We start from the raw sequence: 14255 nt of genomic DNA, 5'->3' as shown, positions 1-14255 counted from the left end.
GCCGTCCGTCTTTGCCCTGAGCCGCATGGCGTTGGCGACGACGATGATCGACGAGAGCGACATGGCGAGCGCGGCGACGAGCGGTGTCACATAACCCATGACGGCAATGGGCACGGCGAGGAAATTATAGCCGATGGCAAGGGCGAAATTCTGCCGGATGAGTTTCTTCGCCTGCCGCGAGACCTCCATGGCGAGCGGCACCGCGCCGAGGCTCTCGCGCAGGAAGACGAAATCAGCGGCGTTGCGCCCGATATCCGCAGCGGTTGCCGGCGCCATCGACACATAGGCGGCGGCGAGGGCGGGAGCGTCGTTGAGCCCGTCGCCCACCATCAGCACCTTGCGGCCTTGCTGCGCCAGGGCTTCAATACGCGCCACCTTCTCGCCCGGCAGCGCGCCCGCGGTGAAGGCGGGAACACCGAGCCGGGCGGCAAGATCGGCGGCGGCGTCATAGCGGTCACCGGAGATGATTTCCATCTCGACGCCGCGGGCCTCCAGTTCGGCCACGGTTTCGGCAGCGTCCTTGCGTGGCCGGTCGTCAAAGCGGAAGGCAGCCATGAGACTTCCGTTAAGGGAAAGAACGGTTTCGAGTCCGTTATGCGACGCATTGGCGGCGGCATTCCCTTCCACCGCCCATTGGCGCCGCCCGAGACGCCAGGTCTTGGCCCCTGAAACAGCTTCCATGCCGCAGCCTGGCACTTCCTCGAAATGGTCGAACCGTATGCCTTCGGCGCGCACACTCTTGCCCGCCTGCGCCAGCGCCTTTGCCAGCGGGTGGCTGGAATAGGAGGCGATGAGGGCCGCCTGCGCCAGCATTTCGGGGTCCACATCGCCCGCATTGCTCAATTGCGGCTGGCCCAGGGTCAGCGTTCCCGTCTTGTCGAAAACGACCGTGTCGGCATCTGCCAGCCGCTCCAGCCCGGAGCCATCCTTGACCATGATGCCGTTCTCGAAGAGCCGGCGTGCGGCCATCACCTGAACCATCGGCACGGCGAGGCCCAGCGCGCACGGACAGGTGATGATGAGGACGGCGATGGCGATGAAAATGGCGCGGTACCAATCGCCCGTCGCCACGATCCAGCCCAGCGCCGAGAGGAGCGCGATCATGTGAACGGCGGGGGAATAGAATTGTGAGGCCCGGTCTGCCAAGCGGCGATAGCGCGCCCGCCCGCCCTCGGCGGCTTCCATCAGCCGCACCATGTCGGCGAGGAAGGATTCGTTCGCCGTCGCGATGGCGGAAAGCGTCAGCGGCGCGGTCAGGTTGAGCATCCCGGCGCGGATCACCGAGCCTTGGTGGACCGCCTGCGGCGCGCTTTCGCCCGAGACGATGGAGCAGTCGAGCTCGGACGCGCCTTCCTCGACGCGGGCATCAACTGGAGCCCGCTCACCGGCGGCGAGGATGAGGCGCGTGCCGGGCTTGATCTCGGAGACGGGCCTATATTCCCGCTCGCCATTTTCGGCGATGATGAGCGCGCCGCGCGGCACCAGCCGCGACAGGCCCTTGACCGCCGAGCGCGCCCGCTCGCGCATCATATGGTCAAGCGTGCGCCCGATGAGCAGGAAGAAGAGCAGCGAAACCGAGGCGTCGAAATAGGCGTGCTGGCCGTGATGGATGGTCTCGTAGAGACTCATCACGAAGGCGAGCGTCACGGCGAGCGAGATCGGCACATCCATGTTCATGTGACCGCCCTTGAGCGCGGCCCAGGCCGAGCGGAAGAAGATGCGCCCGGAATAGACGAGCGTGGGGGCCGCGATCATGCCCGATATCCAATGGAACATGTCGCGAGTCGCCTCATCCGCCCCCGACCAGACCGCCACGGACATCAGCATGACATTGCTGGCGGCGAAGCCTGCCACCGCAAGGGCCCGGATGAGCTCCCAGAACGCTTTGTCCTCCCCCGCATCATTCTCGAAGAGGTGGGAGGCATAGCCGAGTTTGCTGAGCGTTTCGGTCACCGGCGGCGGCGCCTTGTCCTCGCGCCAGCGCACCATGAGCCGCTTGGTCGACAAGTTGACGCGCGCGCTTTCGATCCCGTCGAGCTTGTTCATCGCCCGTTCGATCGTCTGGATGCAGGCGCCGCAATGGACGTCGGGCACCGAAAGGTCGATCTGGCGCAAGCCGTTTCCAAGCGCCCGGCTGGCGAGCAGCAGCTCTTCGCGTGAGGGGCCTTCGCCGAGGACGGCATCGGGCTCGAGGCCGGGAGCACAGCAGCTCATTGCAGCTCTCCATTGGTGACGTGATGACGCGACACATCGCGGTAAGGCGCATGGCCGGGAATCTCGGCCTCGACATCGATGATCCAGATCCCGTCGCGCACGAGGGTCTCAGCGGAGAAAGCGTCGCCCTCTGGCTGGAGCTTCACCGTCATATCCTCGCTCTCATAGGCGGGCCGCTTCAGCGTTACCGTGACGCCCGCGGGCTTCACCGGCGCACCTTCGGCATCAGCGAGGCGATAGGAGAGCTTGCCACCGCTATAGGTGAGGCTACCCTGCCAGCCGAGGGCGGACTGGGCTCGGCCAATCGCCGCTTTTTCGTTGAACTGCTGGCTCGCGACATAGGTGTTCTGAACGATAAGGCCGGTCCAGCTCGTATTGGCGTAGACGGCCATGGTCACATTGACGGCTATGACGACGCCGAAGAACGAGAGCATGGCGATCAGCATATGGCGGCCGGTAAATTCACGAGGGGCGGAACGCGGCATCATTTTTTCTCCGGTGCGTTGAAAATGGCCTTGTAGGCGGCGCTCTCGGTGCCGTCCTTTTCGGCGACATAAAATTCGAACGGGGTCATTTCTTGCCCGAGGGAGCCGGCCGGCGCCGCGACGAAAACCCTGAAGGTGTGGACGCGGTCGGGCGCGGCTTCGACATCGAACGTCCCGTCCGGCGCCTTCGAGGCGTCGGGCGCGGATATGCTTGCCCCCGGCAGCCCTGATATCGATATGGTGAAGGTGCGCGGCTTCGGCACCATGTTCAGGATCTTGACCGTATAGCCATTGCGGATCGAGCCGTCGGACAACGTCACAAATTGCGGATTGCGGTCGTGGAGAACGTTGAGTTCCAGCCGCGTCCGTCCCACCAGCGTGGTGAGGATGCCGATGCCGACGAGCGCCCATATGGCGAAATAGAAGAGGGTGCGAGGGCGGAAGATATGGCTCGCGCGGACATGCTTCACCTCCGCCTTCAGCTTGCTCTCGGGGGTGCGGACGAGCGCCGGATTGATCGGCTTCGTTCCGCCCAGGGTGGCGATGTCCATATTGTGCTGGTAATCGGCGAGGGTCGCATAGGAGATGAGGCCGCGATCCCGGCCGAGCTTGTCCATGACATTGTTGCAGGCGTCGATGCACAGCGCGCAGGTGATGCATTCCATCTGCTGGCCGTTGCGGATGTCGATGCCTTGCGGGCAGACGACGACGCAGGCGTCGCAATCGATGCAGTCGCCCGCGACCATGCCCGCCGCGGCGCTCTTCTTGGTGCCTCTGGAACGCGGCTCGCCGCGCCAGGCATTATAGGTGACGGTGAGCGAATCTTCATCCAGCATCGCCGCCTGAATGCGCGGCCACGGGCACATATAGGTGCACACCTGCTCGCGCATGAATCCGCCGAGGAGATAAGTGGTGGAGGTGAGGGTCGCGACGGTGAAATAGGCGATGGGAGCGGCTTGACCGAGGACGAAATCGCGAGCAAGCGTCGGCGCATCGGCGAAATAGAATATCCATGCGCCGCCAGTGGCGACGCCGATGACGATCCAGATCAGGTGCTTGACGAGCTTCTTGCCGATTTTGCCTGCTGTCCATGGCGCTTGGTCGAGCTTCATCCGCGCGTTGCGGTCACCCTCGACAGCGCGTTCGACCACGAGAAACAAGTCCACCCACACCGTCTGCGGGCAGGCATAGCCGCACCATGCGCGCCCGGCGACGGAGGTGATGAGGAACAGCCCCGCGCCTGCCATGACGAGGAGGCCCGCGATCAGCACGAATTCCTGCGGCCATATCTCGATGAAGAAGAAGTAGAAGCGCCGGTTGGCGAGATCGACCAGAATGGCCTGATCGGGAGCATAAGGCCCCCGGTCCCACCTTATCCACGGCGCCAGATAATAGATGGCGAGCGTGACGGCCATCACCAGCCATTTGATCTGCCGGAACGTGCCCGATGCCCGTTTCGGGTAGATTTTCTTCCGCGCGGCATAGAGCGACTGGCCGCTTCCGGCGGGCTCGACAGGCTTGCTATTGCTTTTCAGCACTTCTCGCACATTGACCGTCACGGGACGTTCCATTCTTCGATCAGCTCGTCCGCCGGCGAAGAGCCGCCGGCGGGCTTGGTTTCTGAAGGTTACTGCCCGGCCGCCACCGTCTGGCCGCCGCCGAGCGAATAGATGTAGACGGCCAGTTCCTTGACGGTGGTTTCGCCAAGGCGTGCGCCCCAGGCGGGCATCACGCCGTTTTTCGGATGCACCATCTGTTGCACGATGGCTGTCTCGCCCGAGCCGTAGAGCCAGATGGCGTCGGCTAGGTTGGGAGCGCCCATGTCTTTGCCCGTCGCGGCATCGAAGCCCTTGGCCGCCTTGGCGTCGCTGCCATGGCACGAGGCGCAGTTTTCGCTGAACAGGACCTTCCCGGCTTCCACCTTCTCCGGCGATTTCGGCGTGCTGGAGAGGCTCACGACATAGGCCGCCACCTCGCCCATCTGCTCCGGTGTCAGCACGCCGTCGAAGCTCGGCATTTCCGACTGCCTCGTATCGGTGTCGGCCATGTAGCGGACGCCATGGTTGATGGTGGTGTAGATCGACTGGATGTCGCCGCCCCACAGCCAATCGTCATCGTTGAGGTTGGGATAGCCCGCGCCGCCTTGCGCACCGGAACCATGGCACTGGACGCAATTGACCTTGAACGCCGCCGCGCCCGCGGAGATGGCGAACTGCTTGAGCTCGGGATTGGTGAGGATCTGCGCCACATCCTCTTTTTTGATCGCCTCGACGAGGCCCGCACGGGCATCATCCGCCGCGTTCATCGCGCCGCGCAGCTCCGCGCGGCTGGAATAGCCGAGATAACCCTTGGTGTTCTCGGTCAGCAACGGCCAGGCCGGGTAGAGGATCATATAGCCGATGGCCCAGACGATGGTGGCGTAGAACGTCCATAGCCACCAGCGGGGCAGGGGATTGTTCAGTTCCCGAATGCCGTCCCAGACATGGCCGGTCGTCTCGGTGCCGGTTTGTTCATCGATATGTTTTTCGGTCATGGGATCAATCCTCCTTCAGAGGAATCTGGGCGGCGTCATCCGCCAGCGACTTGGCGCCCGGACGAAAGATGAACAGAATGGAGCCGATGAAGAACAGGAGCATGGCGAGGAGGCCCCAGCTATCGGCGAAGTGGCGAAGCGTGGTGTAGGTATCCATGGTGGCGCTCCCTCAGCGATAGCCCGCGGCATCGTCATAGGTCGAGAAATCGACCAGCGTGCCGAGCATCTGGAGATAGGCGACGAGCGCATCCATCTCGGTCACCGCCTTCGGATTGCCGTCGAAATCGCCGACAACCGCCTTGGGATAGCGGGCCTGCACGCCTGACGTATCGGCATCCGGGTCCGCCTGCGCTTTCAGGTCCGCCTCGGCATTGGCGAGCATGTCGTCGTTGTAGGGCACGCCGACCCTGACATTGGCAACCAGCTCGGCCTGGATATTCTTGATGTGGAGCGGCTTGTCCTTGAGGAAGGCGTACCTCGGCATGACCGATTCCGGCACGACGGAGCGCGGCTCGGTCAGGTGCTGGACGTGCCACTCGTTGGAATAGCGCCCGCCGACGCGCGCGAGGTCGGGCCCCGTGCGCTTCGAGCCCCACTGGAATGGGTGGTCGTACATGGATTCCGCGGCCAGGCTGTAATGCCCGTAGCGCTCGACCTCGTCGCGGAAGGGCCGGATCATCTGGCTGTGGCAGGTGTAGCACCCTTCACGGATGTAGATGTTGCGCCCGGCGAGTTCCAGCGGCGAATAGGGCCGCATTCCCTCGACCTTCTCGATTGTGTTCTCAAGCCAGAACAGCGGGGCGATTTCCACGATGCCGCCGATGGTCACCACGACCAGCGAACTCAGCAGCAGGAGCGTCGCATTCTTTTCCAGCAAGGAGTGCTTGTTGAGAATAGACATGGGTAACCTCTTATTCGGCTGGCTGAGGGACCGGCGTGGCGCGGGTGAGGGCGGCTTCGTCGCGGATCCTGCCCTTGACGGTCATGTAGACGTTGTAGGCCATCAGCAGTCCGCCGGTGAGGTACAGCGTCCCGCCGAGCGCGCGGATGACGTAGTAGGGGAACATCGCGATGACGGTTTCGGCGAAGGAGTAGACCAGGAAGCCCTGCTCATCATATTCGCGCCACATCAGGCCCTGCTGGATGCCGGCGACCCACATCGCGGCGGCGTAGAGAACGATACCGAGCGTGGCGAGCCAGAAGTGCCAGTTGATCATCCGCATGGAATAGAGCCGTTCCCGGTTCCACAGCCTTGGCGTCAGGTAATAGACCGCCGCGAAGGTGATCATGCCGTTCCAGCCGAGCGCGCCAGCATGGACGTGGCCGATGGTCCAGTCCGTATAGTGCGACAGCGAGTTGACGGCCTTGATCGACATCATCGGCCCTTCGAACGTCGCCATGCCGTAGAAGGCGATGGCGATGACCATCATGCGGATGATCGGGTCGGTGCGGATCTTGTCCCACGCGCCGGAGAGCGTCATCAGGCCGTTGATCATACCGCCCCAGGAGGGCATCCACAGCATGATCGAGAACACCATGCCGAGGGTCTGCGCCCAGTCCGGCAGGGCGGTGTAGTGAAGGTGATGCGGGCCGGCCCAGATATAGAGGAAGATGATCGACCAGAAATGCACGATCGACAGGCGATAGCTGTAGATCGGCCGATTGGCCTGCTTCGGCACGAAGTAATACATCATCGCCAGGAAGGGGATGGTGAGGAAGAACGCCACCGCGTTATGGCCGTACCACCACTGCGTCACCGCATCCTGCACGCCGGAGAAGGCCGAATAGCTCTTCGAGCCGAGGAAGGACACCGGGATCGCGAGATTGTTGATGATATGCAGCATCGCAATCGTCACGATGAAGGAGAGGTAGAACCAGTTCGCGACGTAGATATGCGGTTCCTTGCGCTTGATGACCGTGCCGAGGAACACGATCAGATAGGCGACCCAGACGATGGTCAGCCAAAGGTCCACATACCATTCGGGCTCCGCATATTCGCGGCTTTGTGTGATCCCGAGCAAATAGCCCGTCGCCGCCATGATGATAAAGAACTGGTAGCCCCAGAAGACGAACCAGGCGAGATTGCCGCCAAAAAGCCGCGCTCGCGACGTGCGCTGCACGACATAGAAGGAGGTTGCGATCAGCGCGTTGCCGCCGAATGCGAAGATAACCGCCGACGTGTGCAACGGCCTTATGCGGCCGAAATTGAGCCACGGGGCAAGGTTGAGGTCGGGGAAGGCCAGTTGCAGCGCTATGATGACGCCGACGAGAAAACCGACGACGCCCCAGAACACGGTGGCGATCACGCCGTAGCGGACCACATCGTCCATATAGGCGGAGCTGTCAGCCTGTTCCTTGCCGGAAACAAGGCTGGTGCTGCGCATCAGAATGACGGTGCCCGCGAGAAGCGTGAAGAACGCCACCCACATATGGGCCTTGAAAAGATCGTCCTGGGCAAAGGCCGCCCCGAGCAATGCCAGGAAGGCCGCTATGCCGAGAGCCACGATCTCAGCCGAGTGCTTGAATGTTAAGTTCATGAATATGTCCCCCAAGGTACGGCGCCTGGCGCCCCCCGATGAGTAGAGATCACCGACAACGGTCGCGATGATCGACTGTTAGCGAGGAACGGCCCGCATCACTTGATTTGGGTCAAGCTATGTCTCGCCATGAGCGAAACGTGGCTTGAAAAGCACAGTATTCCGTGCATTCGGGGGTTGGCGTGTGCCCATGCGGACGCCGCAGCAATTGGGCTACCCCGCAAGGCATAGGGCTCACGCCCTGCATTTCGGGCTTCGCTCTTTCTTCGTTATGCCGCGCATGTCATCATCGCGGCCGAATGAAACCGTCACGGGGAAGGAATCTCGTGAAAATGCTGAAATCTCTCATGGTCGCCGCCGTCCTGGCCGTCGCCGCCTTAAGCGCAGGCCAGGCAAGCGCGGATCAGACCAATGTCGCCGTCGCCGCCAATTTCACCGATGCGGCAAAGGACATCGCCGCCGCCTTCAAGGCGAAGACCGGGCATGAAGCGGTGCTTTCCTTCGGCTCGTCCGGGCAGTTCTATACCCAGATCACGCAAGACGCGCCCTTCCAGATTTTCCTGTCGGCGGATGCGGAGCGCCCGGAGAAGCTCGTCAATGACGGTTTCGGTGTCGCCGGCAGCCGGTTCACCTATGCCATCGGCAGGCTCGTGCTGTGGAGCAATGACCCGAGCCTCGTGAAAGGCGAAGAGACGCTCAAAAATGGCGGCTTCAGCAAGATCGCCATTGCCAATCCTGCTGCCGCGCCCTACGGCACGGCGGCGGTGGAAACGCTGAAGGCACTCGGCGTCTATGACGCGCTTCAGCCGAAGATCGTCCAGGGCAACAATATCAGCCAGACCTTCCAGTTCGTGGACACCGGCAATGCCGAACTTGGATTTGTCGCGCTTTCGCAACTGACCGGCAATGACAGCGGCTCGCGCTGGCTGGTGCCGCAGGAATTATACACGCCAATCCGGCAGGATGCCGTTCTGTTGAAAAAGGGCGAAGGAAATAAAGCAGCGGCGGCCTTCATGGATTTCCTGAAAGGTCCGGAGGCGCGCGCGATCATCGAAAAATATGGCTATGCCGTCGCCGCGGCCAGTTGAGGCAGGATGAGCGGGCTAAGCATAGATGTGTGGGTCGCCATCGGGCTGACGGTCGAGCTGGCCGCGATCACGACCGTGATTCTCTTGGTTATCGGCACGCCGCTCGCATGGTGGCTTGCGCGCACCAATGCGTGGTGGAAGGAGGCGGTCGCCGCTATCGTGGCCATGCCCCTCGTGCTGCCGCCCACGGTGCTGGGCTTTTATCTCCTCTTGGCCCTGGGACCGGATGGCCCCGGCGGCATGATCGCTGGCCTTTGGGGCGCGCGCACGCTGGCCTTCACCTTTGAAGGGCTGGTCATCGGCTCGGTCGTCTACTCGCTGCCCTTCGTCGTCCAGCCGATCCGCAATGCATTTGAAGCGATGGGCGATCGTCCGCTGGAGGTTGCTGCGACGCTGCGTGCCTCACCCCGCCGCGCCTTCTGGACCGTCGCGGTGCCCTTGGCGCGACCGGGTTTTCTGACAGGGGCGGTGCTCGGCTTCGCCCACACGGTCGGGGAGTTCGGCGTGGTGCTGATGATCGGCGGCAATATTCCGGGCGAGACGAAGGTGCTGTCGGTGGCGATTTATGATTATGTCGAAACCTCGCAATGGCTCGAGGCGACGATATTGGCTGGTGGCATGGTGGTGTTCGCCTTTGCCGTGATCCTCACGATGATGCTGATCGACAAGCGCTTTTCGCAGGTTTCCGAATGAGCGGACCGAACGAAATCCGCGTCGCCTTCAAAGGGATGCTCGGCCGCTTTGCCCTCGACGCTACGTTCGCCGCGCCCGCCTCGGGGGTCACGGCGCTCTTCGGCCCCTCGGGCTGCGGGAAGACCACCGTGCTGCGCTGCATGGCAGGCCTCCAGCGCCTGGCGGATGGCACTTGCGCTGTTGGCTGCGAGGTCTGGCAGGATGGCGGCCTGTTCCGCCCGGCTTATGAGCGCGCCATTGGCTATGTCTTCCAGGAGGCGAGCCTCTTTTCGCATCTCTCCGTCACCGGCAATCTCCTTTACGCGACCCGTGGCCGCAAGCCGAAGCCGCCGCAAGATCAGATCGGCTTCGACGAGGTGGTGGCGCTGCTCGGGCTGGAAAAGCTCCTCGACCGTGCGCCGCGCCATCTCTCGGGCGGGGAGCGCCAGCGGGTCGCCATCGGCCGGGCGTTGCTATCGCAGCCGAAGCTGCTCCTTATGGACGAGCCGCTCTCGGCGCTCGACCGGCAGACGAAGGATGAGATCCTGCCATTCCTGGAGCGCCTGCACGACACGCTTTCCCTGCCGGTCATTTATGTGAGCCACGACATGGCGGAGGTTGAGCGGCTCGCCGATTATCTGGTCCTGATGCGCTCAGGACGGGTGCTGGCCGCTGGTCCCTTGAGCAGGCTGCAGAGCGATCCCGCGCTTCCACTCGCCGTCGGGCGCGATGCGGCGGTGACCCTCGATGCGGTGGTGAGCGCTTATGACCGGGCCTACGGGCTTGCCTCCCTCGACGTCGACGGTGGCCGCTTCACCGTGCCGATGCCGGCACCCGCCATCGGCGAGCGCCGCCGCTTGACGATCGCCGCGGGCGACGTCAGCCTTGCGCGCGAAGCGCCGCGGGCGACGACCGTGCTCAACATCCTGCCAGCGCGGATATTGTCGGTAAAACCGGCCGGCCAATATGAAATGGTTGCGGTGCTCGGCCTCGGGAAAGACGGGACGGGGAGCAAGATTCTGGCGCGCCTGACCAGGCGCTCATGGGACGAGCTCAGGCTCGCCGAAGGCATGGCGGTGCATGCCCAGGTCAAGGGCGTCGCGCTGGCGCGAAAGAAGGCTGCATGAAGCGCGGGCAAGCCGGGCGCTGCAAACGGCTCAGGCGAGTGCGGCCTTCAATCGCGGCTGCTCCAATCCGAGGCCCAGCTCCGCCGCGCGGGCGATGACCGGCACGAAGCGCCGCTGCTTCTTTTCCTCATGATTGGAGGCGATGTCGGCGATGCGGTGCTTGAGGAACGGATTGAGGAAGCGCTCGCGTACTGAGACGATATAGGTCTTCGCCTCCGCACCAAGACCGTCGGCTGCAAAAACCGGCAGCACTTCCTCCCCCCATACGGCTTCCAGCTCGGTGCGGATCGCATCGTCCTGCATGGCCTCCAGAACGGTCTCGTCCTTGGGCCGGCCATTCTTGAGCCAGCGCTCGGCGATGAAGCTATGACCGAGATTGAGGAGATGGAGCTTCAGGCGCTCGTAGCGCGGGAGATCGCCGGTCACGACAATATCCGGATGGGTGCAGGGAAGCACCAGCCCTTCCGCCTTTTCGATGGCCCAGAGCGCATAGGGTTCGGCGATTGCGCCCACCGGCTCGATGGGTTCGGAGACGATGCGGTCGACCAGGCTGTTGGCGAAGATGCAGCGGGTCTCGATCCATCGGATAAAGCCGTCGGGCAGTTGCCAATCCCGCGCCAAGCCGAGGAGGATCGAGCGCAGCTTGCCGCCATTGCGCGAGATCAGCTCGCAGGGGAAGATCGAAAGCGGAGCATCCGGGTTTCTCTGCCAGCGATGGTGCAGGAGCACCAGCAGCTTGGCGGGAAAACTCTTCGGCATGGTGACCGGCAAAGAACGGCCTTCATCAGCCTCGAGCTCGTATCCCCTATCCCCGGTGTTGGAGAGGATCACGTCCACCGTTGCGCCAAGCTCCAGAATGGCCGGCCAGTCTTCATGCGCGGAATAGGCGGCGGTGACGCCTTGCACGCGATACGTCTTTTCAACCGGCGCGCCCTCGGAAAGACCGCGGATGATGACCGGGTAGCCCGTGCCCTCGTTCAGCGCGGCGATTCGCCGGGCGCTCTGCGGATTGGACGTCGTCTGGACGACCGCGATGGTGCCGATGGCTTCCCCTCGCGCCAAAGCTTCCGAGACGAAGAAATCCGCGTGCGCCAGCAGAAAGCGGCTGGTGCCGAACTGCAAAATCCTTGGTTTTTCCTGCATGGCGTCCTCCCGTTTCTGTGAGCAACTAAGCGATGCGGCGCGAATTGGTCAAGCCAATTGCTTCCACCGCGTTGCAATTCGCGAATTCTCTGCATATGGTAAGGCCAATTCGGGAGGGAAGATGAGCGAACACACCGGCCACGCGGAACCGCGCAGGCTTTACCAGCAGATCGCGGACAGGGTCAGGCATCTGATCCAGGAGGGCAGGTTTCCGGCTGGAAGCAGGCTGCCCGCCGAGCGCGAGCTGGCGCACCAGCTGGGTGTGTCGCGCCCCTCGCTGCGCGAGGCGCTGATCGCGCTTGAAATTGCCGGGAACGTCGAAATCCGCATGGGTTCGGGCATCTATGTCACGAAAGAGCCCGAGGCGCGGGCGTCGCACGGGATTTCCATCGGCGAGAGCCCGCTTGAGATCATGCAGGCGCGGGAAGTGCTCGAGGGCAGCATCGTCGTGATGGCCTGCGCGCGGATGACCACAGACGCGCTTGCCCGGCTGCGGGCGACGCTCGATGCGATGCGGGCGAATGTCGGCGTCGATCGCAAAGCGATGGAGTTTGACCGGCAGTTTCATCTGCTGATCGCCGAACAGGCGGGCAACAGCGTCCTCACCCGCATTATCGGCGATCTCTTCGACGAGCGGCACAGCCCTTTGACGGCGCAGATCAGAAGCCGCTTCGAGGACAACGACACCTGGGCTTCGGCTCTCGCCGAGCATGAACTGGTTTACGCGGCGCTGGAGGCGAGGGATCCCTTGCAGGCGCAGGCGGCGATGCGGACGCATTTGCAGCAGTCCAAGCAGAGGTGGATGGATAATTAGGCAAGTCCAGGAAAAGTGGAAGCCGGTTTTCCGTCCGGACTTGCGTAAAACAAGAATTGAGCCGCGCGATTAGCCGGCTTGGGAGGACGTTGATATGAGCGAGACGATTGTGACGACGGTTGCGCCCGTCATCCTGCTGCATCCCTCCGATGATGTCGGGGTGGCGCGCACGCCAATTCGCGCCGGCGATCCCACGGGAATCGAAGGCCTTAACGCGCGGGAATTCATCGGGCGCGGGCACAAGGTCGCCATTCGCGCCATAGCTGAGGGCAGGGAAGTCCTCAAATATGGCCAAGTGATCGGCGTCGCCACCAAGGATATCGCGCCCGGCGAACATGTGCATCTGCAGAACCTAGCCATGCTTCCTTCCGAGCATGAGCACCAGTTCTCCGTCGATATCGAGGAGCGCGGCATGGTGCCCGAGGCGGAGCGCCGGCACTTCATGGGCTTTGACCGGGGCGCGGGCGGCGTCGGCACCCGCAATTATATCGGCGTGATTTCGTCGGTGAACTGCTCGGCTACGGTCTCGCGCTATATCGCCGATTATTTCAACCGCATGGGCGGGCTCGACGGGTTCGACAATGTCGATGGCGTCGTGGCGCTGACCCATGGCAGCGGCTGCGCACTCAACACCAAGTCCGAGGGTTACCGTCTTTTGACGCGCACCATCCAGGGCTATGCCAAGCATCCGAATTTCGGCGGCGTCCTGCTGATCGGCCTTGGCTGCGAAACCAACCAGATCGCGCCGATCCTTGAGCATTATCGCATGGAGGAAGGCACGCGCCTGCGCACCATGACGATCCAGCAGCATGGCGGCACCCGCAAGACCATCGATGCCGCCATCGAGCATATCAAGGACATGCTGCCGCTGGTCAATTCCGCGACGCGCACCAGACAGCCGCTGTCGAAGCTGAAGGTGGCGCTGGAATGCGGCGGCTCGGACGGCTATTCCGGCATTTCCGCCAATCCGGCGCTCGGGGTCGCCTCTGATATGATCGTGCGCCATGGCGGCACGACGGTGCTTTCCGAAACCCCTGAGATCTATGGCGCGGAGCATCTGTTGACGCGGCGCGCCGTGACCCCGGCGGTCGCCGAAAAGCTGCTTGCCCGCATCGACTGGTGGCGGGACTACACCGCGCGCAATGGCGACGAGCTCAACAACAACCCCTCGCATGGCAACAAGCTGGGCGGCCTCACCACCATCCTTGAAAAGTCGCTTGGCGCGGTCGCCAAGGGTGGCTCCATGCCGCTCAGGGCTGTCTACGAATTCGCGGAAACCGTGACCGAGCAGGGCTTCGTCTTCATGGACACGCCGGGCTACGACCCCGTCGCCGTCACGGGTCAGGTGGCGGGCGGCTGCAATGTCATCTGCTTCACGACCGGCCGCGGTTCGGTCTCCGGTTTCAAGCCCGCGCCTTGCATCAAGATCTCGACCAACTCCGAAATGTACGAGCACATGAAGGAGGACATGGACCTGAATTGCGGCAGCATCGTCACCGGGGAGGAGACGATCGAGGAATCAGGCGCGCGCATCTTCGAGCACATCATCGCCGTCGCATCCGGCCAGAAGACGATGAGCGAGATCTACGACTATGGCGATAATGAATTCGTGCCCTGGCAGGTCGGCGCGGTAACGTAAAAC

The 14255-nt window shown here is 63.0% G+C and carries 12 protein-coding genes and 1 pseudogene; 5 read left to right on the top strand and 8 right to left on the bottom strand.

Translation table 11 applies throughout. The features are described from left to right. Positions 1-12: 12 nt before the first annotated feature. The 7 genes and pseudogenes from ACOWVG_RS15040 to ccoN form a co-directional block, all read right to left on the bottom strand. A pseudogene (locus ACOWVG_RS15040) lies at positions 13-2214 on the bottom strand (cation-translocating P-type ATPase); the annotation flags it as partial. Further along, on the bottom strand, positions 2211-2702 hold the full coding sequence (locus ACOWVG_RS15035; protein ID WP_420963063.1) for a FixH family protein: 492 nt from the start codon (positions 2700-2702) through the stop codon (positions 2211-2213). The pseudogene ACOWVG_RS15040 and the gene ACOWVG_RS15035, both read right to left, overlap by 4 nt. Next, positions 2699-4270, bottom strand: coding sequence for a cytochrome c oxidase accessory protein CcoG (gene ccoG, locus ACOWVG_RS15030; protein ID WP_420963062.1), 1572 nt, complete (start codon positions 4268-4270; stop codon positions 2699-2701). The genes ACOWVG_RS15035 and ccoG overlap by 4 nt, the downstream gene beginning before the upstream one ends. A gap of 56 nt (positions 4271-4326) precedes the next feature. Next, entirely contained in the window at positions 4327-5232 is a 906-nt protein-coding gene (ccoP, locus tag ACOWVG_RS15025) for a cytochrome-c oxidase, cbb3-type subunit III (RefSeq protein WP_420963061.1), read from the bottom strand. A 4-nt stretch (positions 5233-5236) separates the two neighbouring features. Continuing rightward, positions 5237-5389, bottom strand: a complete 153-nt coding sequence (locus ACOWVG_RS15020; protein ID WP_420963060.1) for a cbb3-type cytochrome c oxidase subunit 3 — start codon at positions 5387-5389, stop codon at positions 5237-5239. 12 nt (positions 5390-5401) lie between these two features. Then, positions 5402-6133 carry a cytochrome-c oxidase, cbb3-type subunit II gene (gene ccoO / locus ACOWVG_RS15015; protein ID WP_420963058.1) on the bottom strand — a complete coding sequence of 244 codons (732 nt, stop codon included), beginning with the start codon at positions 6131-6133 and terminating at the stop codon, positions 5402-5404. Positions 6134-6143: 10 nt separating this feature from the next. Beyond that, positions 6144-7769, bottom strand: coding sequence for a cytochrome-c oxidase, cbb3-type subunit I (gene ccoN, locus ACOWVG_RS15010; protein WP_420963057.1), 1626 nt, complete (start codon positions 7767-7769; stop codon positions 6144-6146). 347 nt (positions 7770-8116) lie between these two features. Here ccoN and modA point away from each other — a divergent pair, with 347 nt between their 5' ends. From modA to modC, 3 genes are read left to right on the top strand one after another with little or no spacing between them, the layout of a single operon-like run. Continuing rightward, on the top strand, positions 8117-8857 hold the full coding sequence (modA, locus tag ACOWVG_RS15005; protein WP_420963110.1) for a molybdate ABC transporter substrate-binding protein: 741 nt from the start codon (positions 8117-8119) through the stop codon (positions 8855-8857). A 6-nt stretch (positions 8858-8863) separates the two neighbouring features. Further along, positions 8864-9550, top strand: coding sequence for a molybdate ABC transporter permease subunit (gene modB, locus ACOWVG_RS15000; protein WP_420963056.1), 687 nt, complete (start codon positions 8864-8866; stop codon positions 9548-9550). Then, complete coding sequence (gene modC / locus ACOWVG_RS14995) at positions 9547-10656, top strand: molybdenum ABC transporter ATP-binding protein (RefSeq protein WP_420963055.1); 1110 nt, start codon at positions 9547-9549, stop codon at positions 10654-10656. Before modB ends, modC begins: the two co-directional genes overlap by 4 nt. A 30-nt stretch (positions 10657-10686) precedes the next feature. Here the strand turns inward: modC and ACOWVG_RS14990 are convergent, their stop codons facing one another. Next, positions 10687-11799: a mannitol dehydrogenase family protein gene (locus ACOWVG_RS14990; RefSeq protein WP_420963054.1), complete on the bottom strand. Its 1113-nt coding sequence runs from the start codon at positions 11797-11799 to the stop codon at positions 10687-10689. A 121-nt stretch (positions 11800-11920) separates the two neighbouring features. Between ACOWVG_RS14990 and ACOWVG_RS14985 the strand changes: the two genes are divergently transcribed. Together ACOWVG_RS14985 and ACOWVG_RS14980 are read left to right on the top strand one after the other, a co-directional pair. Then, entirely contained in the window at positions 11921-12613 is a 693-nt protein-coding gene (locus tag ACOWVG_RS14985; protein WP_420963052.1) for a FadR/GntR family transcriptional regulator, read from the top strand. Positions 12614-12707: 94 nt separating this feature from the next. After that, positions 12708-14252, top strand: coding sequence for a UxaA family hydrolase (locus ACOWVG_RS14980; protein WP_420963051.1), 1545 nt, complete (start codon positions 12708-12710; stop codon positions 14250-14252). The last annotated feature ends 3 nt before the right edge of the window (positions 14253-14255 follow it).

This window comes from Brucella sp. IR073 (genome assembly GCF_049065735.1).
Lineage (GTDB): Bacteria > Pseudomonadota > Alphaproteobacteria > Rhizobiales > Rhizobiaceae > Paramesorhizobium.
Note: the sequence above shows the minus strand (reverse complement) of the source record. Positions and strands in the feature narration are given on the sequence as shown.

Bases quoted from the DNA above. Each gene is read 5' to 3' on its own strand.
- ACOWVG_RS15035 (WP_420963063.1), bottom strand. From the start codon at position 2,702: ATGATGCCGCGTTCCGCCCCTCGTGAATTTACCGGCCGCCATATGCTG.
- ccoG (WP_420963062.1), bottom strand. From the start codon at position 4,270: ATGGAACGTCCCGTGACGGTCAATGTGCGAGAAGTGCTGAAAAGCAAT.
- ccoP (WP_420963061.1), bottom strand. From the start codon at position 5,232: ATGACCGAAAAACATATCGATGAACAAACCGGCACCGAGACGACCGGC.
- ACOWVG_RS15020 (WP_420963060.1), bottom strand. From the start codon at position 5,389: ATGGATACCTACACCACGCTTCGCCACTTCGCCGATAGCTGGGGCCTC.
- ccoO (WP_420963058.1), bottom strand. From the start codon at position 6,133: ATGTCTATTCTCAACAAGCACTCCTTGCTGGAAAAGAATGCGACGCTC.
- ccoN (WP_420963057.1), bottom strand. From the start codon at position 7,769: ATGAACTTAACATTCAAGCACTCGGCTGAGATCGTGGCTCTCGGCATA.
- modA (WP_420963110.1), top strand. From the start codon at position 8,117: ATGGTCGCCGCCGTCCTGGCCGTCGCCGCCTTAAGCGCAGGCCAGGCA.
- modB (WP_420963056.1), top strand. From the start codon at position 8,864: ATGAGCGGGCTAAGCATAGATGTGTGGGTCGCCATCGGGCTGACGGTC.
- modC (WP_420963055.1), top strand. From the start codon at position 9,547: ATGAGCGGACCGAACGAAATCCGCGTCGCCTTCAAAGGGATGCTCGGC.
- ACOWVG_RS14990 (WP_420963054.1), bottom strand. From the start codon at position 11,799: ATGCAGGAAAAACCAAGGATTTTGCAGTTCGGCACCAGCCGCTTTCTG.
- ACOWVG_RS14985 (WP_420963052.1), top strand. From the start codon at position 11,921: ATGAGCGAACACACCGGCCACGCGGAACCGCGCAGGCTTTACCAGCAG.
- ACOWVG_RS14980 (WP_420963051.1), top strand. From the start codon at position 12,708: ATGAGCGAGACGATTGTGACGACGGTTGCGCCCGTCATCCTGCTGCAT.